General features: G+C 58.7%; 22 protein-coding genes. 11 read left to right on the forward strand and 11 right to left on the reverse strand.

Translation table 11 applies throughout. From position 1 onward, the window contains the following. Positions 1-14: 14 nt before the first annotated feature. Positions 15-1,001, reverse strand: a complete 987-nt coding sequence (locus PYK22_RS06640) for an ABC transporter permease (RefSeq protein ID WP_041975323.1) — start codon at positions 999-1,001, stop codon at positions 15-17. Between the two features lie 250 nt (positions 1,002-1,251). On the opposite strand from PYK22_RS06640, the gene xerC reads away from it, so the two are divergent. After that, positions 1,252-2,172, forward strand: a complete 921-nt coding sequence (gene xerC / locus PYK22_RS06645) for a tyrosine recombinase XerC (protein ID WP_041975687.1) — start codon at positions 1,252-1,254, stop codon at positions 2,170-2,172. A gap of 34 nt (positions 2,173-2,206) precedes the next feature. Here xerC and PYK22_RS06650 read toward each other — a convergent pair whose 3' ends face one another. Further along, on the reverse strand, positions 2,207-2,584 hold the full coding sequence (locus tag PYK22_RS06650; protein ID WP_060635420.1) for a TraR/DksA family transcriptional regulator: 378 nt from the start codon (positions 2,582-2,584) through the stop codon (positions 2,207-2,209). Positions 2,585-2,955: 371 nt separating this feature from the next. Between PYK22_RS06650 and PYK22_RS06655 the strand changes: the two genes are divergently transcribed. Beyond that, a complete protein-coding gene (locus tag PYK22_RS06655) occupies positions 2,956-3,690 on the forward strand; it encodes a lipid-binding SYLF domain-containing protein (protein WP_162199809.1) in 735 nt (244 codons plus the stop codon). 85 nt (positions 3,691-3,775) lie between these two features. Here PYK22_RS06655 and PYK22_RS06660 read toward each other — a convergent pair whose 3' ends face one another. Then, positions 3,776-4,222, reverse strand: a complete 447-nt coding sequence (locus PYK22_RS06660; RefSeq protein WP_041975324.1) for a hypothetical protein — start codon at positions 4,220-4,222, stop codon at positions 3,776-3,778. A 224-nt stretch (positions 4,223-4,446) separates the two neighbouring features. Between PYK22_RS06660 and PYK22_RS06665 the strand changes: the two genes are divergently transcribed. The 9 genes from PYK22_RS06665 (at position 4,447) to PYK22_RS06705 (ending at position 13,515) form a co-directional block, all read left to right on the forward strand. After that, the gene (locus tag PYK22_RS06665; protein WP_041975325.1) at positions 4,447-5,517 is read left to right on the forward strand and encodes an aminoglycoside phosphotransferase family protein; all 1,071 of its coding nucleotides are present in this window, start codon (positions 4,447-4,449) and stop codon (positions 5,515-5,517) included. Between the two features lie 68 nt (positions 5,518-5,585). Continuing rightward, a complete protein-coding gene (gene asnS, locus PYK22_RS06670; RefSeq protein ID WP_041975326.1) occupies positions 5,586-6,923 on the forward strand; it encodes an asparagine--tRNA ligase in 1,338 nt (445 codons plus the stop codon). A gap of 12 nt (positions 6,924-6,935) precedes the next feature. Then, complete coding sequence (locus tag PYK22_RS06675; RefSeq protein ID WP_060635422.1) at positions 6,936-7,655, forward strand: class I SAM-dependent methyltransferase; 720 nt, start codon at positions 6,936-6,938, stop codon at positions 7,653-7,655. A gap of 39 nt (positions 7,656-7,694) precedes the next feature. Further along, the gene (locus PYK22_RS06680) at positions 7,695-8,543 is read left to right on the forward strand and encodes a TIGR00266 family protein (protein ID WP_083437667.1); all 849 of its coding nucleotides are present in this window, start codon (positions 7,695-7,697) and stop codon (positions 8,541-8,543) included. Between the two features lie 8 nt (positions 8,544-8,551). After that, on the forward strand, positions 8,552-9,475 hold the full coding sequence (gene rocF / locus PYK22_RS06685) for an arginase (protein ID WP_041975327.1): 924 nt from the start codon (positions 8,552-8,554) through the stop codon (positions 9,473-9,475). A gap of 90 nt (positions 9,476-9,565) precedes the next feature. Further along, positions 9,566-10,693, forward strand: coding sequence for a D-alanine--D-alanine ligase family protein (locus PYK22_RS06690; protein WP_041975328.1), 1,128 nt, complete (start codon positions 9,566-9,568; stop codon positions 10,691-10,693). A gap of 197 nt (positions 10,694-10,890) precedes the next feature. Then, a complete protein-coding gene (locus PYK22_RS06695; protein WP_041975329.1) occupies positions 10,891-11,112 on the forward strand; it encodes a hypothetical protein in 222 nt (73 codons plus the stop codon). Between the two features lie 346 nt (positions 11,113-11,458). After that, positions 11,459-12,796 carry an APC family permease gene (locus PYK22_RS06700; RefSeq protein WP_041975330.1) on the forward strand — a complete coding sequence of 446 codons (1,338 nt, stop codon included), beginning with the start codon at positions 11,459-11,461 and terminating at the stop codon, positions 12,794-12,796. Between the two features lie 23 nt (positions 12,797-12,819). After that, a complete protein-coding gene (locus PYK22_RS06705; protein ID WP_083437668.1) occupies positions 12,820-13,515 on the forward strand; it encodes an SAM-dependent methyltransferase in 696 nt (231 codons plus the stop codon). Positions 13,516-13,543: 28 nt separating this feature from the next. On the opposite strand, the gene PYK22_RS06710 is transcribed toward PYK22_RS06705, so the two are convergent. The 8 genes from PYK22_RS06710 to PYK22_RS06745 all read right to left on the reverse strand — a co-directional run bounded on the left by PYK22_RS06710 (position 13,544) and on the right by PYK22_RS06745 (position 21,490). After that, positions 13,544-14,509: a VWA domain-containing protein gene (locus tag PYK22_RS06710; RefSeq protein ID WP_041975331.1), complete on the reverse strand. Its 966-nt coding sequence runs from the start codon at positions 14,507-14,509 to the stop codon at positions 13,544-13,546. A gap of 16 nt (positions 14,510-14,525) precedes the next feature. Then, the gene (locus PYK22_RS06715) at positions 14,526-15,056 is read right to left on the reverse strand and encodes a hypothetical protein (protein ID WP_041975332.1); all 531 of its coding nucleotides are present in this window, start codon (positions 15,054-15,056) and stop codon (positions 14,526-14,528) included. Between the two features lie 237 nt (positions 15,057-15,293). Further along, complete coding sequence (locus PYK22_RS06720; RefSeq protein WP_041975333.1) at positions 15,294-15,830, reverse strand: FxLYD domain-containing protein; 537 nt, start codon at positions 15,828-15,830, stop codon at positions 15,294-15,296. A 35-nt stretch (positions 15,831-15,865) separates the two neighbouring features. Then, complete coding sequence (locus PYK22_RS06725) at positions 15,866-16,498, reverse strand: hypothetical protein (RefSeq protein ID WP_041975334.1); 633 nt, start codon at positions 16,496-16,498, stop codon at positions 15,866-15,868. A gap of 180 nt (positions 16,499-16,678) precedes the next feature. Continuing rightward, positions 16,679-17,599, reverse strand: a complete 921-nt coding sequence (locus PYK22_RS16530) for a glycosyltransferase family 2 protein (RefSeq protein WP_060635423.1) — start codon at positions 17,597-17,599, stop codon at positions 16,679-16,681. 69 nt (positions 17,600-17,668) lie between these two features. Further along, the gene (locus PYK22_RS06735) at positions 17,669-18,769 is read right to left on the reverse strand and encodes a glycosyltransferase (RefSeq protein ID WP_041975335.1); all 1,101 of its coding nucleotides are present in this window, start codon (positions 18,767-18,769) and stop codon (positions 17,669-17,671) included. A gap of 25 nt (positions 18,770-18,794) precedes the next feature. Beyond that, a complete protein-coding gene (locus tag PYK22_RS06740) occupies positions 18,795-20,264 on the reverse strand; it encodes a lipopolysaccharide biosynthesis protein (protein WP_083437669.1) in 1,470 nt (489 codons plus the stop codon). Then, positions 20,261-21,490, reverse strand: coding sequence for a glycosyltransferase (locus PYK22_RS06745; RefSeq protein WP_157770718.1), 1,230 nt, complete (start codon positions 21,488-21,490; stop codon positions 20,261-20,263). The genes PYK22_RS06740 and PYK22_RS06745 overlap by 4 nt, the downstream gene beginning before the upstream one ends. Positions 21,491-21,791: the final 301 nt, after the last annotated feature.

The following is a 21,791-nucleotide window of genomic DNA, read 5'->3' on the forward strand; positions in this document are numbered from 1 at the left end:
CGCATCGCGATCTTCTATCTCGATCTGATCCGCGGATCGAGCAGCCGATAGAGCATATCGGTCGCGGCGTTGGCGAAGATGTACGTGAGGCTGATGACCAGCACGCAACCTTGCACGACGCGGTAATCGCGTTTGTTTATCCCCTCTTCGACGAGGAGCAGACCGATCCCGGGCCAGTTGAAGATCTTTTCGGTGATGATCGCTCCGGCGAGAAGCACGCCGAGCTGCAATCCGAGCACGGTGACAACCGGTATCAGGCCGTTCTTCAGGACGTGCTTGTAGAGCACGGCGCGTTCGCTCAGGCCCTTGGCGCGCGCCGTGCGCACGTAATCTTGATTCAATTCTTCGATGACCGAAGAGCGAACCATGCGCGTCAGAAAGGCGGCGAGCGCCGTGCCTAAAGTCAACGATGGCAGGATGATGTCGGTCCAGTCGAAACGGCCCGATGGCGCCAGCAATCCGAGCCGCACGGCGAAGATGTAGATGAGCAGCGGGCCGGTGACGAAACTCGGAAGGCTGATGCCGATAAGCGCGATAACGGAGAGAAGATTGTCGATCCACGTCCCGCGCCGGCTCCCAGCGATCACTCCAAGCGGTACAGAGATCGCGATGGCGACGAGCAGCGCGGCGATCGCAAGCTCGATCGTCGCCGGATAGCGTTGCAGGATGAGTTCGCTCACCGGACGATCGGTGCGGAAAGAGCGGCCCATATCTCCGTGCAGCAGCCCGCTCCAGTATTCGACGTAACGATTGTTCGCGCCATGCCAGACGAGGCGCCAGCCTTCTTCGTTGCGGATGAGTGAGAAGAAGAAGGCCGGGCGATCCAAACCGTGCGTTCGTCTGAATTGCGCGATCTGTTCCGGTCGGGCCTGATCGCCGAGGATGGCATAGGCCGGATCGCCGGGGACCAACTCGATCAGCAGCGTGACGGCTGAAACCACAGTCCAAACGACGAGCAGTAGAATGATCGCCCGCCGCGTAAGGGACTTCAAATGCCTCATCTGGATGTCCTGCCCCGAAGGAGGTGACGGGCGTATGATGATAGCATCGGCGCGACGGGGGCGCCAGCGCCGCAGGAAAGGGCGAGCTTTTAAATTTAAGAGGTTGTGAGATGCCACAAAATGATTAAAATTGGCGGACAGGTTGAATTTGTGTAGGTGATCTGAGCGCGCGAGGGAGAGCGGAGCATCCCGTACTCGTTGCGCTCGATGACAAACAGATGATCTGAGCGCGCGAGGGAGAGCGATGGAGATGGAGAATCTTTTAGCCCAATTCTTCGACCATCTGCGTTACGAACGCAACGCGAGCGAACACACGTTGCGCAACTATGCGATCGATCTGGGGCAGTTCTACGATTATCTCGCGCCCGCTGATCCGAAGACGGGCGCGCGTCGCCCGATCGATGTGCGCCAGATAGATCACATCACGATTCGCGAGTGGTTGGCCCATCTTCATGCGGCCAAGAAGAAGAGGACCTCTATGGCGCGCAAACTAGCCGCTTTGCGCACCTTCTTTCAATTCCTGATCCGCGAAGGCGTGCTCGAGAGCAATCCCGCGAAGCTCGTTTCGACTCCGCGTCGAGAGAGGAAGTTGCCGACTTGTTTGACCATCGAAGAGGTCATCAGATTCATAGAGACTCCCGATGTTAGCACCGATCTAGGGAAGCGGGATCGTGCGATCCTCGAGATGTTGTACGGCACGGGGATGCGCGTGTCGGAGTTGGTCAAATTGAACGTATCGGATGTCGACTTCCGCAATCGGACTGTGCGCGTGACGGGCAAACGGCGCAGGCAGCGGATTGTGCCATTTGGCGAGCCGGCGTTGCATGCGCTTTTGCAATACATGACCGTCAGAGAGAACTTCTTGCGCAACGCGCCGCCCGCCGCGCGGGATGAGCGCGCCCTCTTTCTGAACTATCAGGGGACTCGTCTGACAACCCGTTCCGTCGGGCGCATGGTCGATAAGTACATCGAGCTGTGCGCTGGAATTCACAACATCAGCCCGCACTCTTTGCGGCACACTTTTGCGACGCATCTGCTCGACAGCGGAGCCGATCTGCGCGACATACAAGAGCTTTTAGGGCATGCGCGCCTTTCGACGACCCAGATCTACACGCATGTGTCGTTGGAGAAGTTGATCGAAGTGTACGATAAGACGCATCCCAAATCCTGACCTTCGGCTCCGCGGGTCCAGGGAGGGGGATTCTTCATAAAGTTGGCGTCTCCTCCGGTCCTCGCTGCGCTTCGATGAGCGCTTGGCAATCGGCGTCGTAGCGCGCTGTTGGCATCGCTTCGAGCCGACGTTCGCTGATCGGTTTGCCGCAGTTCTCGCAGATGCCGTACCTCCCCTCTTCGATCCGGCGGAGCGCTTCTTTTATCTCGGAGACAAAGCTCGATTCGCGCTCGCTCAGGCGATATTCGATCTCTTGTTCCACATCTTGGAAGGATAGATCGGCTGCGTCCTTGACACCGTCCGCCATGGCGATTTCGAGCGCGTCAGCTTGATTGTGTTGAGCGTTCTCCGTGTGGCGGCGTAGCTCCGCAAGCAATCTCTGCCTGAAATGTTCGAGCCTCTTTGCATCCATCGGTCGCCTCGATAAACCCTTAGTGTCTGTCGCCTTCAGACGTCCGCGCATTATAGCTCATCGAGGCTGGAGAGGGAACGGAGGATGATTTTTAATTGGGACAGGCGTCGAAGTGAGGCGAGTTATGAATCCGCAGCGACGCGGGCTCTTGTTTATAAACATCTTATGATCTATAGTGAATCCATTCCTTGAAGACTCCCCCTCTTCGTGCGTGGCCGAAAAGGAGTTGGGCTCTCCCGCGAGGCCGTGAGGAGATAAGGCGTTTTGCGCGAAGGCGAAGTTTCATCGAACGTCGATCTGGCGTCAGGCGTAAGATCGGCGGTTCTCCCCCGAGGCTTTGAATATTTCCGATGACGAGGAGGTTTATGATGATGAGCAGATTGTCGATCAGAGTGGCATGTTTGTGGTTGATCGTCGCCGTGTGCTTCTCAACCGTAATTCAGGCGCAGACGCGCGAGCGCGCGCGCGCCCAACGGGCAAACGCTAAACAACTCAACGAGGCGGCGGAGAGGGCTTCGCATGCCGCGCGCGTGCTCGATGAGATTATGGCCGTGCCGGATAAGGCGATACCGCGCGAATTGCTTGAAAGGGCGCAGGCGATCGCCGTCTTTCCCGACGTCCTGCGGGCGGCGTTCGTCTTCGGCGGGCGCGGTGGGAAAGGTGTGATCAGTCGTCGCTTAGCGAATGGGAAGTGGAGCGCTCCGGCTTTCTTCGCGCTCGGCGGAGGCAGCTTCGGCGCGCAGATCGGCGCTTCGAAGACCGATCTCGTGCTGTTGATCATGAACGATGCCGGATTGCAAGGCTTGTTGCAGGATAAAGTGACGCTTGGCGGTGATGTGAGCGTCGCGGCTGGACCAGTCGGGCGGAGCGCCAGCGCTTCGACCAACGTGACGCTCGACGCCGGAATCCTCTCCTATTCGCGTTCAAAAGGAGCTTTCATCGGCGCAGCTTTGGAAGGGGCGGTGATCAATCCCGACAATGACCTCAATCAAGTGGTGTACGGCTTAAAAGCGAAAGAGATCCTGTCCGGCATGCAGATCGATATGTCGCGGTTGCCGCGAGGGCTACAGCTTTTCGCGCAGACGGCGGCGCGTTACGCGAGGTGATCCGCCTCGGATGCGGCGCAAGCGGTCGGGCCGAGGGTGAGTGTTCGGGGAGCCTGAACGCCATCTTCGGCTCGATCGCGGCGTTTCAGCGCGGGGGTTGCGAGCCGATGATGTCGCGGAATGAGACGTAAAGATCCGAGAGGCGATCGGCAGAGGCCGGATCGCTGCGAGCTAGGAGCGTGATCAATTCATCGCGTTGCGCCAGGAGCGAGCGCAGCGCGTCCTGCTGCTTCGATGAGAAAGCCGATCCCTGCTGGCGATCCATCTCATCGCGCGCGGCGGTGAAGAAGCTGCTCGCCGCAAGTCGCGCCTGCTCATATTCGCCGCGGCGCGCGTCGATCGCGGCTGAGGCGAGTTCGCACTGCATTTGGCGCACGCGCAACGATGTTTGCGCTGCGTTCAACTCTTGGGCGCGCTGATGGGCGGAAAACCACGTGGGCACGAAGCCGAGCAGGAAAGCGATAAGGAGTGCGGCGACAAAGAGAACGGGCTTTCTCCATTTCTGCGGCGGTCTTTTCGTCTCTCCGTTCATCGAAACCCTCCTAGCTCAGTCCACAGACCTCGGCTGCAGAAACTTGATGAGCAGATCATAGCCTGGCTTGCGCTCGATGCCAAGTGCCGATCGAACCTCGCCTAAATCATCAGCTTTGTTCTATCATTGTAAGGGTGTTACAATCGCGCGGCTCTGGTGCGATGGGATTGAGAGTTTTCATCGCCTCTCGCCGCTAAAGCGCGCTAAGATCGGGTTACCCTGAAATGAAACAGTCCGTCTCTTCGACAACGGAGCCGCAGGATATTCCGGCGCGCGAGCGTCTGAGGCTCTATCTCGAGCGTTCAGGTTGTGCTGTAGATGCGAGTCGCATCATCGCTTTGACGCCCGACGCTTCCGTGCGCGCCTATTTCCGCATCCCCTGGCATGGCGCGACGGCTGTCGCGGCGGTCTATCCGGAACCTTTCGATCCGGCCACACACCCTTTTCTGGATGTCACTCAGCTGTTTGCGGAGGCCGGATTGCCTGTGCCGCAGGTGATCGCCGTAGAGGGTGAGTTAGGGATCATCGTGCAGGAAGATCTGGGCGACCGCCAACTGCGCAACCTTTTGGAGACCGCTTCGGAGGATGAGCGTGAGCAACGCCTCGAGGAGGCGATAGGGTTGATCGCGCAGATTCAAGCGGCGACTGAACTCGCTTACGCGCGCGACTCGATTTGCAGCCGTCTCGCTTTCGATGAGGCCAAGCTCTCTTGGGAGCTGGACTTCTTCTATCAACACTATTTCGGCAGTCTGCGGGGCGAAAAGCTCAGCGACAGCGAAGAGCGGCGATTGAAGGATGAGCTTTATGAATTGGCGCGCGAGCTCGCCGCGCGCCCGCGCATCCTCTGCCACCGCGATTTTCACGTCTCGAATCTGATGGTCGATCAGCGTGGGCGTTTGCGCATCATCGATCATCAGGATGCGCGGATGGGACCGGCAAGCTACGATCTAGTCTCGTTGTTGCTGGACCGGCAAAAAGCGCCGCCATCGTTGGCTGAGCTACGCGAGCGGAGGCTCTTCTTCCTCGAAGCGCGGGCTTCGCGCGGCTTGCCCACGATCGATCCTGATGAGTTCGCCCGCGAATTCCGCTTGACGACGGTGCAGCGGGGGCTCAAAGCCGTCGGCACCTTCTCTTGTCAAACGGCGGTCTATGGCCGTGGTCGAGCTTACGCGCGATTCATCCGCCCGACGCTCGAAATCGTGTTGCAGGCTTTGGAATGGCTGGGACGTTTCCCCGAAATCAGGCGGCAGATCGCCGCGCGCATCAAAGATCCGATCGAACTCGAAGTGAGCTGATCGGCAACCTCCGGTCACGGAGGCGCAGACCGGCGCTCTGCCCGAAAACTTCAGCGAGCAGGTGAGGGATGAAGGGATCGTTGCTCTCTTTCAAACCACAGGTTTACATCAAAGACTTGTCTCGCCACGTTGGCGAAGAGGTTGTAATCAAAGGTTGGCTTTACAATTCGCGCTCGAGCGGCAAGATCCTCTTCCCGCAGTTGCGCGACGGGACGGGCATCGTCCAATGCGTCGTCCTCAAAAGCGCGGTCTCCCCTGAAGTGTGGGAGGCGCTCGACCATCTCGGACAGGAATCGTCGCTCGTCGTGCGCGGCAAAGTGCGCGAGGATGCGCGCGCGCCGGGCGGTTATGAGATCGAAGTGACGGACGCGGAGGTCGTGCAGGCGGCGACCGGTTATCCGATCACGCCGAAGGAGCATGGCGTCGAATTTTTGCTCGACCATCGCCATTTGTGGATTCGTTCGCGTCGGCAGCACGCGATCCTCAAAGTGCGCCATACGGTCGTGCGGGCGGTGCGTGACTTTCTAGATCAAGAGGGGTTCATCCTGTGTGACGCGCCGATCCTGACTCCGGCGGCTTGCGAAGGGACGACGACGCTCTTTGAGGTTGACTATTTCGAGGACGAAAAGGCTTATCTTACGCAATCGGGGCAGCTTTATAACGAAGCGACGGCGGCAGCGTTCGGGCGCGTCTACTGTTTCGGTCCAACTTTTCGCGCCGAAAAATCGAAGACGCGCCGTCATCTGACCGAATTCTGGATGGTCGAGCCGGAGATGGCCTATGCGACGATCGATGATGTGATGGAGCTGAGCGAGCGCTTCTTGACGGCGATCGTCGCGCGCGTGCTCGATGAAAGGCGCGAAGAGTTGAAGCTCTTGGAACGCGACACCGCGAAGCTCGAGCGGATCGCGCCGCCTTTCCCGCGCCTCCACTACGACGAGGCTGTACGCATATTGCAGGAGGGGCATGAGCGCGGGGCGCTCGAGGATCGCTTCGAGTGGGGCGGAGATTTCGGCGCGCCCGATGAGACCTATCTCTCGCAACAGTTCGAAAAACCGGTCATGGTCCACCGATTCCCGGCGGCCGTCAAAGCTTTCTACATGGCGCGCGATCCGGAACGACCCGAACTCGCTTTGGGCGTCGATGTGCTCGCTCCCGAGGGGTACGGCGAGATCATCGGGGGCGGCGAGCGGGCCGCTTCGCTCGAGTTCCTCGAAGAGCAGATCCGCGAGCACAATCTTCCGCGCGAGGCGTTTGAGTGGTATCTGGACCTGCGCCGTTATGGGAGCGTCCCGCATGCCGGTTTCGGGATGGGGATCGAACGATGTGTCGCATGGTTGTGCGGGATCGAGCACGTGCGCGAGACGATCCCATTTCCGCGCATGCTCTATCGTTTGCGCCCTTGATGGAGGATCTTCGTGGAGGAGAGGTTGCGACTTGAATTCAACGAATGGGCGCGCGGCGGAAGCGCCGAACGGATGGAACGCGGTCACTTGCCCGTCGGATTGCAAGCGCTGGCCCGATTGAACGTCGCGCGCAAAGCGCGTTGTCTCGATCTCGGGTGTGGCTCCGGATGGGCGACGCGCTGGATGGCCGAACGGGCTTCGGATGGATTCGCCATCGGGCTCGACGTCTCCGATGAGATGGCGCGGCGCGCCCGTGAGCGCAGCGCGAGTTTTACGAACGCCTTCTTCTGTGTGGCGAATGCCGAGCGTTTGCCTTTTGCCAATGCGTTCTTCACACACGCTTTCTCGATGGAGGCGCTCTACTACTGCGCCGATATCGCCGCCGCGCTGAAAGAGGTGTGTCGCGTGCTCGCTCCCGGGGCGCGATTCATCGCCGTGGTCGATCTCTTCTATGAGAATCGCGCAACTCACGGGTGGACCAGAAGATTAAACGTCCCGGTCCATCTGCTGAGCAGCGCCGAATACCGTGATCTGTTTGCGCGGGCAGGGTTCGTGCAGATCGAAGACGCGCGGCTTTATGACCCGACACCGCTTGAGGAAGATTATCCGATCGGTTGGTTCGACACGCGCGAAGATTATCTGAGCTATCGTGCTGAAGGATCGCTGATGATCAAGGCGATGAAAGCTACGCGATGGGAAACGGAGCGAACATCTGCCGGTCCTAAAACGTAAATCTTTCTACAGAACGATCCTCATTACAAGGAGAGGTTTATGAATTGCTTGCGGTGTGGCGCGGGATTGGTTGAAGGTGCCGCCTTTTGCGGCACCTGCGGCGCGCCCGTGACGACGAAGGTGCCGAGCGGCGGGATCAGCCTCGATGCTGATGGGCAGGGCGTCGGATTGGGTTACAGTTATGAGATATTACACCAGCCGGCCTTCTCGCTGGCCATCGTGCGTTTAGAGCCCGAGCAGTCCATCCTAACCGAGGCCGGGGCGATGGTTGCGATGTCGGCCAACGTCGAGCTTCAATCGCAGATGAGGGGCGGGCTGTTAGGCGCGCTCAAACGCGCCGTCGTCGGCGAGTCGGCTTTCATCTCGACCTTTACGGCTCGCGGTGGGCCGGGCGAAGTGGCGCTTGCGCCGGGCGCTCCGGGCGATATCGCCGCCATCGAAATGCGCAACCAGACCTTCTTGGTCCAATCGAGTTCTTATCTGGCGAGCGACGCCGCGCTTGCTATCGACACGCGATGGGGCGGAGCGAAATCTTTTTTCAGCGGCGAAGGGCTTTTCGTTTTGCAGGTGCAGGGGACGGGATTGCTGCTCGTCTCCTCCTATGGAGCGATCCATCGCAAGCGGCTTGCTGCGGGCGAACGATACGTTGTCGATACGGGCCATTTGGTCGCTTGGGAAGCGACGTTGCAATACACCTTACGCAAAGCCGCGGCGGGCTTCTTCCGCAGTTTCGTCAGCGGCGAGGGGATCGTCGCGGAATTCACCGGTCCCGGAGAGTTGTTGATTCAAACGCGCAATCTCGCCGCGCTCGCTGGGCTGTTGAAGCCGTTCTTCCCCTCGCAGTCTTCAAGCCGTGGAAGCGCCTTCGATTTCGACTTTGGCGATTGAGCGAAGATATGTCGACGGAACGGAACAAGCGGGTGGCCATTCTCGGCGTGCCGCTCAATTTCGGCGGAAGCATGGCCGGGGTCGAACTCGGACCGGCGGCTTTGCGTCTGGCGCGTTTGCAGCAACGTATTCGCGGTTTGGGCTATGAGGTGCTCGATCTGGGCGATCTTCGTATCGAGCATCCGAATTACGTCGCCGCTGCCGATGATCGAGCGAAGTATCTGCGCGAGATCAGCGCCGTATGCGAAGAGGTTGCGGCGGAAGTGCGCAGCATTCTGCGCGCCGGTCAATTCCCGATCATCCTCGGCGGCGATCACTCGATCGCTGCGGGCAGCGTGGCCGGTGTCGCTTCTTTCTTCCACGAACAGGATAAGCCGCTCGGCCTCATCTGGCTCGACGCGCATGCCGACATGAACACGCCGGAGACGACGCCGACGGGCAACGTGCATGGGATGCCGCTTGCCGCTCTGTTCGGTTACGGGGCGCGCGAGTTGACGCATGTCGCCGGATACGCGCCGAAGATCGATCCGCGCTACTGTGCGCATGTCGGAGCGCGCGATGTCGATCCCGGCGAGCGCGAATTGATCCGGCGATTGGGCGTGCGTTTCTTCACCATGCGCGAGATAGATGAGCGCGGGATGAGCGCCTGCATGGATGAAGCGCTTCGGATCGTTTCGCAAGCTCCCGCTGGCTATCACGTCACGCTCGATGTCGATGTGCTCGATCCGAACGATGCCCCCGGATCTGGAACGGTCGTGCGCGGCGGTTTGACCTACCGCGAGGCCCATCTGGCGATGGAGAAGATCGCCGAGGCCGGTGGCATGCAAGCCCTCGAGGTCGTTGAGATCAATACCGTGCTTGATGTCAACAACAAAACGGCGGAACTCGGCGTGGAGCTGATCCTTTCGGCCTTGGGGAAGACGATCCTCTAGACTTGAAGCATCGGTTTAAGAGTCGTAACGCCGACAAAAGTTCAGGTTATAGCTTAACTTGGTACTGAAAAAGCCTCGAAGGAGAAGGAGTTGGGCAAACTGAGAGTGGGTCTCATCTTTGGCGGTCGGTCGGGCGAGCACGAGGTCTCGCTTCGGTCGGCGCGGGCCGTCATCCAAGCGTTGGATGGCGAACGTTACGAGGTCATCCCGATCGCTATCGCCAAAGATGGACGGTGGCTTCCGCCCGCCGAATCTTGGCGCATGTTACCGAGCGCTTCGATCCCCTCGACTCCTCACTCTTCACCTGAACGCGATGCGGTAACGATCATCGGCGATCTGAATTGGCAGGGACTCGTCCACCTTGGCGAAGATGGCACGCGAGTGGAGCGATTGGATGTCGTCTTCCCGGTACTTCACGGAACGTATGGCGAAGACGGGACGATTCAAGGGTTGCTCGAGATGGCCAATATCCCGTATGTCGGCTGCGGGGTCCTCGCTTCGGCTTGCGGCATGGATAAAGTGGCGATGAAGTCGCTTTTCCGCGCTGTCGGTCTGCCGATCTGCCGTTATCTTTGGTTCCTGCGCGCCGAATGGGAGACCAAGCCGAGCGAGGTCATCAAGCGCATTGAGCATGAGATAGGTTTCCCGTGCTTTGTTAAGCCGGCGAATTTGGGCTCTTCCGTCGGTGTAACGCGGGCGACGGATCGAGCTTCGCTCGAAGCGGCGCTCACCGAAGCTGCGCTTTATGACCGCAAAATCGTCGTCGAAGAGGCGCTCGATGTGCGTGAGATCGAATGCGCAGTGCTCGGGAACGAAGATCCACAAGCAAGTCTGCCGGGCGAGTACGTCGTCTTGGATCGACGCGCGGAGTTCCTCGATTATACGGAAAAATATGGGCAAACGGGGCACGTCGAATTCGTCACGCCGGCACCCGTCGCGGCTGAGCTCGTAAGGGAGATTCAACAGATGGCCTGTCGCGCCTTTCGCGCCATCGATGGGGCTGGGTTGGCCCGCGTCGATTTCTTCTTGCGTCGCGATACCGACGAACTCCTCATCAACGAGATCAACACGATGCCCGGATTGACTGATGTTTCCGGATATCCGAAGATGTGGGCGGCTTCCGGGCTCGATTTCCCGCAGTTGCTCGATCGTCTGATCGAATTGGCGCTCGAACGCCACCGTGACAAGGCGCGCAATCGAACTAGCTTAGCTCATTAGATTAAGACACTTCATTTGAAACGGAGCGTGGATGAAAGGGCGTTATCGTGAGCCAGGTCAGCGTGTGAGATCGGGAGCGTCGTGGCGACTCAAGCGCCGGCTGAGATGAGATCCTTCGTGTGGCGGGCGACCTTTACCATTGACGTTAAAGTCGGCGCTTAAAGAGTCCTTGCGCTGGTTAGCGCCCGAAGGGCCCGATGTCTGATGCGGGGCCGGACTCTCCCGTCGCCGAAGACGAGGCGATCTATCTTGCAGCTTACGCTTGGGCCGCTCCGCAGTTGCCCGATCGCCGACAAAGCGTTGCGGTGTTGCATCGACGCGCGATCGAGGGATCGGCAGTCTCGTCCGCCATCTCTTACGGGGAAAGAGTTCTCCATGAAAAACGCGCGAGAAGGCGAAGTCGCCCGGCCATGGTGTAGTTGATACGATGCTCGCTCTGATGCCGCATGAAAAAACGCGCGAGAAGGCGAAGCCGCCCGGCCTTTTACGCGCATCCCATGAAAATCTTCTCTTGTAACCGTTTCGAGAGGAGGGGAGTCTTTAAAAAATGCGGAATCCGCCGCTGGCTCGTTTCGCGAATGTCAGTGCTTAATCCGTTTGATGAACACCGAAGCGGAAGACATGAATCCGCCGCTGGCTCGTTTCGCTTATATCAATGCGCTATTGCGCGCCGTAAATCCAGAGTCCGCCGCTGACCGCATCGTCTAACGGTCGATGGCGACGTGGGAGGATCAGCGGATCGCGTTTGAGGCAAGGCGGTCTCGGATGGTCAGCGAAGCGATCGAAAAAGATGAGGGCGTGCCAAAAGCGACGCTATCCACGTTCGATGTGGTCGCGATCATCGTCGGCATAGTCGTCGGCGCTGGGATCTTCAAGACTCCGTCGCTCATCGCCGCGAACGTGAGCGATATTGTCGAAATGTTAGCGTTGTGGATGATCGGCGGAGCTTTATCCTTTGTCGGCGCGCTCTGCTATGCGGAGTTAGCCACCACTTATCCGAATGCGGGCGGCGATTATCACTATCTGCATCGCGCCTTTGGGCGCGGCGTCTCGTTCCTGTTCGTTTGGGCGCGCATGACGGTGATCCAGACCGGATCGATCGCTTTCCTCGCTTTCGTCTTCGGCGATTACGCCTCGCAACTTGTGAGGCTCGGTCCGCACTCAGCGGCGATCTATGCGGGGGCGGTCGTCTTAGCGTTGACGATGTTGAACGTGGCCGGTATCGATCCGGGAAAGAGCGCGCAAAATCTGCTGACCTCAATCGAAATTTGCGGGTTGTTATCAGTCATCGTGGCGGGATTGATCCTAGTTGCGCCGATGGCGGATGGGACTGATGCCGTCGATACGATTGAGAATGGCGGCCATTCGATTGGCCTCGCGATGGTCTTCGTGCTGCTCACCTATGGCGGGTGGAATGAGGCGGCATACGTTTCGGCAGAGATAAGAGGCGAGCGCCGTATCGCTTGGGCGCTTTTCGTCAGCCTCGGTTTAATCACAACGCTTTATGTGCTGGCGAATTTGGCCTACTGGCGTGCGCTCGGGTTGGCCGGGATGGTCCGGTCAGAGGTCGTCGCCGCGGATCTGATGCGGCGCGCGGTTGGCGAAGGCGGTGGGCGTTTGATCAGCTTGATCATCGCGCTTTCGGCTTTGACCTCGGCGAACGCGACGGTGATCACCGGCGCACGCGCCGCATACGCGGTTGGGCGCGATTATCGCTTGTTCGGGTTTTTGGGGCGATGGGATGAGCGGGCGGGAACGCCGGTCAATGCGCTGATAGCACAAGGTGCGGTGGCTTTGGCGCTCGTGGTCTTCGGGGCGATGACGCGCGACGGTTTCACGACCATCGTCGAATACACGGCTCCGGTCTTTTGGCTCTTCTTCCTTCTGACGGGAGTCGCTTTGTTTGTTCTGCGCGTCAAGGAGAAGGAGCGGCAGCGCCCCTTCACCGTGCCCCTCTATCCGGTCGTGCCGCTCATCTTTTGCGCCTCTTCCGCCTATATGTTGCATTCGAGTCTGCGTTATACGGGAATCGGAGCCGTAGCTGGCGTCGCCGTTCTAGCTTGCGGTCTGCCGATCTTCGGTCTCGCGCGAAGGCGCGCGTAGGTTAAGGATGAAAGGAGGCTATCATGAGGAGGAATCGCGATCTGATCGAAAGTCCCGGTTTGACTAGTCTGCGTCGGTGTCGGAATCACGATCTGATCGAAAGGGTAAGAGGTGGGGTGGGATTGCTATGTGGTCTCGTCGCCCTCTGCTGCATCATCTTCGCCGGGCAAGGCCAGCAGAAGTTCAGGCTTCCTGAACGAAGGCCGCCTCTCGGTCTGGGCCAGCAGGCGCCGCATCTCGATGTGCCATATGTCCCGACCCCGCCTGAAGTCGTCGATGCGATGTTGCGGTTGGCAGCGGTGACGAAAGATGATGTGGTTTACGATCTGGGGTGCGGCGATGGGCGGATCGTCATCGCTGCGGCCAAAAAGTACGGGGCGCGCGGCGTCGGCGTGGACATAGATCCGCAGCGCATTAGAGAGGCGAACGAGAATGCGCGTAAAGAGGGCGTCGCCGATCGCGTGAGGTTCGTTCAACAGGATCTTTTCCAAACGGATATTCACGATGCGACCGTCGTCACGCTCTATCTGTTGCCGGATGTCAACATGAGGTTGCGCCCGAAACTGTGGCGTGAGCTCAGACCGGGCGCGCGCGTCGTCTCACACGCCTTCACGATGGGCGACTGGGAGCCGGAAAAGACAATAGATGTCAACGGGCGCATGATCTATCTGTGGACCATTCCACCGAAGAGAGTCGGTTCAGCGGGGACGGAGCGATGAGCATGGCCGCGGATGCCGGAGATCTCGTTCAGCTTTTGGGAACGCGATAGCCGCGGCGCGTGCGCACCGTCGCATCTGCGCGCGAGACTTTGACTTCAATCGTCCGCCAACGGCCATCGCGCGCGCGATTGCTCGGCTGATAGGTGAGCGTGTATTGATTGCTGAGTTCTTCGACGATGCTGGCGAAAGCGTCGCGCAACGCTTGTCCGCCGGGTGTCGAGATATAGCGCCCGCCGGTTTTATTGGCGAAGTTGCGGAGCGCTCCCGCTGCGATCTGCCTTTCGGGCGAAGGGCGATCGAGCGCGGCCATATCGACCGCGTAGATGGTCGCTTGAGCTCCGAGCGCGGCGTTGAGCGCTTCTTCAGCCGAAGCGCGGCTATGCGTGTCAGCCCCATCCGACAGGATGATGATCGCACGCCGCTTCTCTGGGCGCTGAGCCAAATCTTGCGCCGCGCGCACGATGGCATCGTTCAGCGCCGTCATTCCATGCGCGCGCAGATTGTAAACGATGGGCGCTAGATCGCGCGTTGATGAGAAATCTTGAACCCGCTCGATCTCCGAATCGAAGCGATAAACCGCCGCCGCATCATCGCCTCTCAGCCCATCGAGAAATCTGATAGCGGCAGAACGCGCAAGCGTTTCGCGGCCTTCCATGCTGCCCGAAGTGTCGATCAAGATCGCCGCCGCAAAGGGCGTCTCTTCGAAGCTGAAGCTGCTGATCTTCTGCTCCACGCCGTCTTCGAAGACGCGAAAGTCCGTCCGTTTGAGCCCGTGTATGTAGGCTCCCTTGACGTTTGTGACGGTGAGGTTGAGGACGACGAGATCGGAATTGATGCGTATCGTCTCCTCGTCCTGATCCTGAGCCGGAGCTAACGGGGACAGCGCCAATGGGAGGGTGAAGAAGAGCAGCCAACGGTGCGCGGTCGGCCAAAGGGGGGCAGGGAACCGCCAGCGACGTTTCACTCTACCCGAATTGATCGCGGATCGCGACATCGCTTCAAGTAATCTCTCAAGAGAGGCGACGGATCAGACGTACAAGCTCGATGAGTTCGTTGCTCTTTTCGATGACGCTCGCCGAGATGACTTGTCGTGGTGTCTTTTCGACGCGCTCGCTCAAGTCTTTGGCGACATTGGCGAGCCTTCTCACCGCCTGTTCCAAGCTCTTCGGGAGATCGCTCCCCTCATCGTCGCCATCGGAGCCGCCAGCTTCGCTGCGTATGCGGCGCGCGAGCTTCTCGATGCGCTCCAGTTTGCGGAGATCGTCAGGGAAAAGGCCATGACGTTGCTCGAAGGCCTTCTGTAGCTCGGCGCTCAAGCGGGCGACCTCTTGGGCACGCTCAATGTTCTCTCGATACTCTTTCTTCTCGCGTTCGATGGCATAACGCGCCATCGCTTCGGCGGCTGGCGATCCGATCGGCGGAAGACGCAACTCTTGCTCTGCGGCGTCGTTTGACTCTTGCGTCTGCGCGCGCGTTTGGGCAGGCGCCGGCGCGCCGCTCAGGACGAGGAGGAGACCTAGAACAGCTAATCCATAGCCCATAATCCATCATCGAGTGTAGCGAAAAAGTAGATGGAGGTACAAGGGGGCGGTCAACTTTCGTCGTTTCGAAAGTCTGGAGCGGTGAAGACTGCCTTTGATCTCTATTAGGGGCGGTCGAGTTTCGTCGTTTCGAAAGGTTGAAAGCATAGCGCGTCCGACGCGGCTCGGATCCGACTTGAGATCCTGTCGGCGCGACGACTCTTCAAGAACTACTTTAGGATCGCTTTTAGGATAGGCTCATGGGATATTGACCGGGTTATCGGGCGTGTTGATGAATCCGCTAGGCGAGCGAGGGCGCGCGTCGTTTGTCTGCAGATGCGGCGGATCTGGTGGGCGACGTTCGCCGAGGCTCGCCTCGAAGGCGATCTCACGCCCATCTTCTCCGGCGCGAAGTTTGACCGGGCGCGCCAAACTCCAACGGTTCGGCGGCACGGAGAGGACATAGCGCCCCTTCTCCCCAGGCGCGAGCGAGTCGGGAGTTAGGCGGATCGTGTGCGTCTCGATGGTGCCTTCGATGCGCGGGATGAGTTCAACTTCGACTTGCACGTTCTCTAATCTCGAGTTCGATGCGTTGACCACCGTACCGCTGATGACGGCTTGGCCGCCGCGCAACACCGGCTCATCGGCGTAGATGTGGGCTAGAACTGGCGGTCTGGGAGCTTCGCGCGCTTTGGTCCAGCGCAGTTGGTTGCGATGCTGTAGGTAGAGGTAGAGGCTGAGCAGCGCAAGCGTTGTGAATGAGGCGATGATGAAAGCGATGAGTCTCTGCCGCATTTGGACCGATATTCAGAGAGGAACGCCTCTTGATTTCAGGGCACAGTCACCCCTTCCGCCGTCGAGCCGGTTAGCTTTTCGACGAGAGCGCGAAGCATCTCTTGTTCGGCGGCCCCTGTGCTTCGCAGCGTCACCCATTCCGTGCCGGAGATGCCATCGGTGCGCCCTTCGACGCGCGCGTTGACGGCTACATTGGTGGTCGTCCCGTCAACGGGTTGGACTTCGATGATGAGCGTGTAGCGTCCGCGCGTCCATCCTGTGCCGGGTAGATCTGAAGCTTCGGCATAGCGGCTCAGTTCTGAAGTGGCGACGATCGTCCCTTTAGCGAACGTGTAAGGCTGCGTGATGAAGATCCCCTCATCGGGTTTGGAAGCTGCCGTATCGAGCGTGAGTTTGCGTTCGCGCAAGACCTCTTTCAACGCCTCGATGACGGCATCGCGGCGAGCCGTGAAGCGATATGGGTTAGGTAATTCAACGGTCGCTGGCGTGCGCCCTTTGCCGAAGTCGATGCCGCGACCCGTTCCGACATTGGTCTTCGCTCCGTTGGTTCCCCGTTCCGCGCCGACATCGCGGATGCGCTCATTCTGCGTATCGACGCCCTTCTCTTGAGCGAGCGCGCTGGTGGCGATGAGAATCAAGGTGAAGCCGATCGTTAAAACTCTTCTCATAAATCCCAAAGACTTCGATTGAATGCTCAGTGCGAGGGAAGATGAGCGAAAAGCGCGCAAGGCTTCGATCGTCTTCCATCGTCTCGCGTACTCACCCGGTGAGCATAGAACAACCGATCGAGCAATTCAAGATGCGCTCGCCATAGGAGCGAGCGGTTTGGTGCGGATGGCTGGCGAGCGCTATAAGGCCCGGGCGATCTGCCGAACCTTTCGTCTCAGGCGAAGGCTCGCTTGGTATCCGCTAAAGGACAGCAGCCACAAAACCCGATCCGCAAAAGGTGGGTTGTCCGATGGATTGGCGGAGTATCCGGTTCGAGGGAGCTTCCCCCGACGGAGTTCGGCGAGAGCCAGTTGTAATCTGAGGTTAAATAAGATGTGTTTAATCAATCGCGCGGTTTCGCCGTCGGCTTGCGTAAGGATTTCGGCGAACGCTTCGATCCGCGCGCGAAGCGACGCGCAGATGTCGCGGCTGATGCCGTCGGCATGAAGAGCGTATGCAAAAACCGGAGTCGGGACGTAATCCAGTTCGTAGCGCAGAGCGATTTCGAACCACTTGACGTGATCGGCGCTGAGCGTCGGCGCGAATCCCCCCACATCTTCGAAACAGGAGCGACGCACGATGACTGAGGAGAGGGGGACGAAGTTGCTATAGGCAAATCTGGCGGCGACTTGACCGCGGCTCGGCGGTGCGTTGTCGAAGAAGGTCGTCGCGAGTTCAACCGGAGGCGACGCGGAATGATCTACGAGGACAGCATCGCCGAAGACGAGCCCGATCCCGCGACGTTCGAAGAGCGGGATCTGTCGTTCAAGTTTATCGGGGAACCATAGATCATCCGAGTCGATGAATGCTATCAGATCGCCGCGCGCTCGCTCTATCGCATAGTTGCGCGCGCGGTATGGGCCGACGTGGGGGAGCGTGAAGATGGACAGCGAGTCGGCATAGCTTCGTAGGACCGCGGGCGTTTCATCGGTTGAACCGTCATCCACAACTAGCAGCTCTAGTTTCTCGTAAGTTTGGGCGAAGACGCTTTCGATGGCACGGCGCACCCATCGGGCGCGATTGCGAACTGGCATCACGACGGAAACCAATGGTTGCGGCATGATCGTCAGCTATTGAACCGAAAACCGTAATGATTCACCGCCAACGCGGTGATGATCAACGAGATCATCTTACAGACTTCTTCTTGACGCATCGGCGATGATCTCTCGAAGCCGTTCGATGCTTCGTGCGATGGAATAGAACTCGATGGCGCGCCGCCGCGCCGCTCGCCCGAGCGCCTGGGCTAGACCTGGATCTTCGAGCAGACGAACCATGTGCGCGGCCATCGCGGTTACATCCCCTTCGTCGACGAGATAGCCAGTCTGTCCTTCGACGACTATTTCCGGGATTCCAGCATGGCGCGTCGAAATGATCGGCAGCCCGCTCGCGCTCGCTTCAAGGATCGCCACGGGCGTGCCCTCTGAATCTCCAGAGCGCGCGCGGACGGAATGTTGGACGAACGCGCGCGCTCGTCGCATCTCGGCTTGGACGACGGATGGCGGTTGGTGACCTAAGAATGTGACGGCGTGCGCGATCTTGAGGTCACTGGCCAGTTTGCGGCACTCGCTCAGTAGCGGACCATCGCCTATCATACGCAGATGGGCCTGCGGATAAGCTTTGTGCGCCAGCGTGAAAGCGCGCAGCGTCAGGTGCGGAGCTTTCTTTTCAACGAAACGTCCGACATGGAGTAGGGTTGGTGGGGCGGTCTGAGGATTGGCTCCAGAGAACTCAGCGCAATCTACCCCGTAAGGGTTGTAGATGACTTTCTTTCGATCTGCGCCCAGAGAGATCAAGCGTTCACGCATCTCATGCGAGACGGCGATGATGGCCTCGGCATACTTCCATAACGCCGCATAACGTGTCCTGTAACTATCGAGCACGCGGCGATCGCTCGCGTCGTAACCGTGGAAGTGGACGATCAATGGGATATTGAGCTGTCGACAAGCGTCCATGATCAGGGCGCCGGTTGTGCCGTATTCGGCGAGAACGGCCTCCGGGGATAGTCTTTTTAGAACTCGGAGGTAAAGTTGTGTGGCCTGCTCTTGGTAACTGCGGTTGCGCAACATACGATCCACCCGCCCGATCAAGCGTCGAGAGAAAGCGAGATAGGGATGGCTCTTTTCGCCGATCACAGGGGGCCAATCTTGCACTATCGTGGCGGGCAAGCGTTCGGCGTGCGCACGAATAAATGTTTCTGTGATCGGACCGTGCTTGACAAGGCAAATGGACATTATCTCGGATAGCTTCCCTCCGAAACTAACGGGAAAGCGCAGCTATGTATCTCGCCCGGAGCAAAAAGTATAGTACGCTGCTCAGCGTGAGCGATAATGCTAGCAGCCAAGCGCTTGTTTTGCTCAGTCCCGGCAGCGAATATCTGAGCGTAATTAGGGCGACAAGCAGGGCGAAGCTCTGACCACACGCTAAAAGCAGCCCGCGGGGGAGTTTCTTGCTGTCGAATATGGCAATCCGTTGAATGAAGCAAAGCAGCAGCGGTGCATTTAACATGAGATAGGATAGAGAATATGAGATGGCGACCCCGAGGGGCCCCCAAGGTAGACCGGCGATGATGGATAGCAAGCTGATCGCGCTAGAAGCGAGATTCCACCACATCAACTCTCGTGTGCGCCCTTGCGAGATGAAGAGCCAACCGGTGGTGTTGGCTAATGGTTGAACCAAGGCGGCGAGACCAAGCCATCGGAAGATACGGCTGGTCTCACCCCATTGAGGGCCGAGAAGCAAACTTATAGTCCAGTCTGCAGTCACAAGCAGAAAGATGACCAGCGGCATGGCGAGCAGCGAGGTAAGTCGAAGAAGCTTCAGGTAAGCTTCTTCATAGCTTTCGGGCGTTTTTCGAAGACGACTGAGCAGCGGGATGGCGACAAAGCTGAGCGGCGTGTTGATTAGATAGATTGGAAGGAACATGAGTTGGTATGCGCGATCGTAAAAGCCGAGCTGTTGCGCGCCCCAGTACCAACCGATGAGCATATTATCGGCGTTGCGCGAGAAGTAGTTGATGATGTTGGATCCCGTGAGATAGCCGCCAAAGCGAATCATCTCTCGCACGGGCGTCTGTGGGGGGCGAAGCGACGGTCGCCAACGACAGGCGATCCACGTTACGAGCACGGCGCTGGCGCTCGATGTTAGACTCATCGCGACAAGCGCCCAGTACCTGAGACCCTGAAGGGCGGCGACGATCGCTATCGCGGTTCCCGCCGCAAGAGGCAGCAGATCGATCATCGCCAGAGTGAGGAAGCGCATCTGGCGTTTGAGCAGCGCTTGATGTTGGACCGTGAGGCTGCTGAGGAAGAGATTAACCGATAGTGCGAGCGTCACTGGACAGAGTCTGGCATCGGAGTACAGCTTTGCTAGGATCGGAGCGCATAGCGCGACGAGGAGCATTAAAAGCGCGCCGCTGATGGCATTGATCCAGAATAGGGCGCTGATTTGCGCTTGATCTATCTCTTCGCGTTGTATGGTGGCGGCGGAAAGCCCCAAATCTTTGAAGAGGAGCAGAAAATTCGTGAACGCCGTGACGATGGCGAACAGGCCGAAATCTTCTGGGGCGAGCGCGCGGGCCAGTGCGACGGTTGAGATCAAGTAAACCGCTGATTTGCCGATCTGCGCGCCGATGGTGATGCTGCTGCCAAGGATCATGTTGCGGTCGATTTCGACCGCTCGAGCGTCTGCCCCACAACTCGTCGCTTGCGTGCGTGCTGTTCTCTTCATCTCGCGTGGAAAGCATCACTCCCGGCGGCGAGGTGACGTTCGATGATTGCGCACATCTTCTCCAATCTCGAAGACCAATCGGCCAGCGCGGCAACGGCGCGGCGTCGAGAGCGCGCCGTCGCATCGTCAGGCGCCTGCAAAGCTTCTTCGATGGCTCGCAGGAAAGCCTCGGGCGTGGCTGGCGTAAGTGTAAGGATTTTATGCCTATCGTTGAATTCGCGGACGCTCGGCAGTTCGGTCGAGACCACTGGCTTGCCGACGGCGAGGTACTCGTTGATTTTGGTGGGGAGAACTGTCTCTGTATAGGAGTTTTGAATGTACGGGACGATGCATACGTCGAACTCGCGTATGTAGAAGACGAGCCGCTCATGAGGAAGCTGCCCGAAGATGTGGACATTGGGAAGCGCCGACAATTCTCTGAGGTCAGTCTGTTTGGGACCGATGAAGAGCCACGACCAATGGGCGCGCGCGCGTGCCATTTGAACTACCAGATCGAAGTCAACGTGTCGGTGTAAGCCTCCGACATAGCCGATGATCGGACGGGGCAGCGACTGTAGCCGCCGAACCGCGTCATCGCCGAGGGCATGGCCGTTCTCTTCGCGTTCGAACGGGAAAGCTTGCAAGTTGACGCCGAAAGGGAAGATATGCACGTTGCTGTTATACTGCATGCAGTGTTTGGCGAGTTGGTTGTTCTGCGCGAAAACTATATCGCTCGTTTCGATAAGAGCGCGCTCGCTTTCGCGCAGTTGTGCGCGATATGGGGTAAGCTGCGAAAAGTCGGCGATGCAGTAATAGATGACGCGGCTCTGTGGCGTGCGCAGCATGCGTACTAGGTTCAACGCTGTATCGGTCGGCAGATAGGTCCAGATCAATGGATCGCGCATGCCGAGTTTACGCGCCGCCCTTTTGATCAGCGGTAGAAGCAGGTGGCGATTGATCTGTTGTCGCCAGCTTGGACCGAAAGGTGGAAGAACGAGGGGTGAACATACATGGAGGTTATCTTCGATAGAGCGCACTCCGCCAGATTCGAGCGATTCTATCCACTTGCCTAGGCGATTGATCACACGGCGCGAATCGCTCAATCTTGGTGAGCGCACGCCGGTGTTCTCGATGTATAGGACACGATTTCCGGCGCGTGCGAAACGGATTGCTATCTCTTGATGCCCTTGCCAAACGAAATCCCATTCGATGCTGGAGATGTAGATTATATCTCGACCGCTGATCATGAAGATTATGTCGCGAGTGTCTTTGATCAAGCGCAATGGGTTTTAAAGGCGTCAATGCTAAACCAAGTCTAGCTAAAGAGTAAAGGCGCGCGTGGCAAATGAAGGGCTCTACCCTTGGTTGTGTGGCGGAAAGTCTTGGCGCGATCGAACGGATGTGACGCGCGTCATTCAGTGGCAATGGACGAGTCGATGGCTTCCGCGCATCGGCCCTAGTCGCGGATGATCACACGTCTGCGATTGCGCGCTAATTATCCTCACCTCCGCACGCTTCGCCCGTTATAGGGCGAAGCAAAGCCCCATT

The sequence above is a fragment of the Pyrinomonas methylaliphatogenes genome (genome assembly GCF_000820845.2).
In the GTDB taxonomy this organism is placed as follows: Bacteria; Acidobacteriota; Blastocatellia; order Pyrinomonadales; family Pyrinomonadaceae; genus Pyrinomonas; species Pyrinomonas methylaliphatogenes.

Bases quoted from the DNA above. Each gene is read 5' to 3' on its own strand.
- asnS (WP_041975326.1), top strand. From the start codon at position 5,586: ATGAAGGGATCGTTGCTCTCTTTCAAACCACAGGTTTACATCAAAGAC.
- PYK22_RS16530 (WP_060635423.1), bottom strand. From the start codon at position 17,599: ATGCCGCAACCATTGGTTTCCGTCGTGATGCCAGTTCGCAATCGCGCC.
- PYK22_RS06725 (WP_041975334.1), bottom strand. From the start codon at position 16,498: ATGAGAAGAGTTTTAACGATCGGCTTCACCTTGATTCTCATCGCCACC.
- PYK22_RS06640 (WP_041975323.1), bottom strand. From the start codon at position 1,001: ATGAGGCATTTGAAGTCCCTTACGCGGCGGGCGATCATTCTACTGCTC.
- PYK22_RS06650 (WP_060635420.1), bottom strand. From the start codon at position 2,584: ATGGATGCAAAGAGGCTCGAACATTTCAGGCAGAGATTGCTTGCGGAG.
- PYK22_RS06655 (WP_162199809.1), top strand. From the start codon at position 2,956: ATGAGCAGATTGTCGATCAGAGTGGCATGTTTGTGGTTGATCGTCGCC.
- PYK22_RS06715 (WP_041975332.1), bottom strand. From the start codon at position 15,056: ATGGGCTATGGATTAGCTGTTCTAGGTCTCCTCCTCGTCCTGAGCGGC.
- PYK22_RS06720 (WP_041975333.1), bottom strand. From the start codon at position 15,830: ATGCGGCAGAGACTCATCGCTTTCATCATCGCCTCATTCACAACGCTT.
- PYK22_RS06740 (WP_083437669.1), bottom strand. From the start codon at position 20,264: ATGAAGAGAACAGCACGCACGCAAGCGACGAGTTGTGGGGCAGACGCT.
- PYK22_RS06705 (WP_083437668.1), top strand. From the start codon at position 12,820: ATGAGGAGGAATCGCGATCTGATCGAAAGTCCCGGTTTGACTAGTCTG.
- PYK22_RS06695 (WP_041975329.1), top strand. From the start codon at position 10,891: ATGTCTGATGCGGGGCCGGACTCTCCCGTCGCCGAAGACGAGGCGATC.
- PYK22_RS06710 (WP_041975331.1), bottom strand. From the start codon at position 14,509: ATGTCGCGATCCGCGATCAATTCGGGTAGAGTGAAACGTCGCTGGCGG.
- xerC (WP_041975687.1), top strand. From the start codon at position 1,252: ATGGAGAATCTTTTAGCCCAATTCTTCGACCATCTGCGTTACGAACGC.
- PYK22_RS06680 (WP_083437667.1), top strand. From the start codon at position 7,695: ATGAATTGCTTGCGGTGTGGCGCGGGATTGGTTGAAGGTGCCGCCTTT.
- PYK22_RS06665 (WP_041975325.1), top strand. From the start codon at position 4,447: ATGAAACAGTCCGTCTCTTCGACAACGGAGCCGCAGGATATTCCGGCG.
- PYK22_RS06660 (WP_041975324.1), bottom strand. From the start codon at position 4,222: ATGAACGGAGAGACGAAAAGACCGCCGCAGAAATGGAGAAAGCCCGTT.
- PYK22_RS06700 (WP_041975330.1), top strand. From the start codon at position 11,459: ATGGTCAGCGAAGCGATCGAAAAAGATGAGGGCGTGCCAAAAGCGACG.
- PYK22_RS06735 (WP_041975335.1), bottom strand. From the start codon at position 18,769: ATGTCCATTTGCCTTGTCAAGCACGGTCCGATCACAGAAACATTTATT.
- PYK22_RS06745 (WP_157770718.1), bottom strand. From the start codon at position 21,490: ATGATCAGCGGTCGAGATATAATCTACATCTCCAGCATCGAATGGGAT.
- rocF (WP_041975327.1), top strand. From the start codon at position 8,552: ATGTCGACGGAACGGAACAAGCGGGTGGCCATTCTCGGCGTGCCGCTC.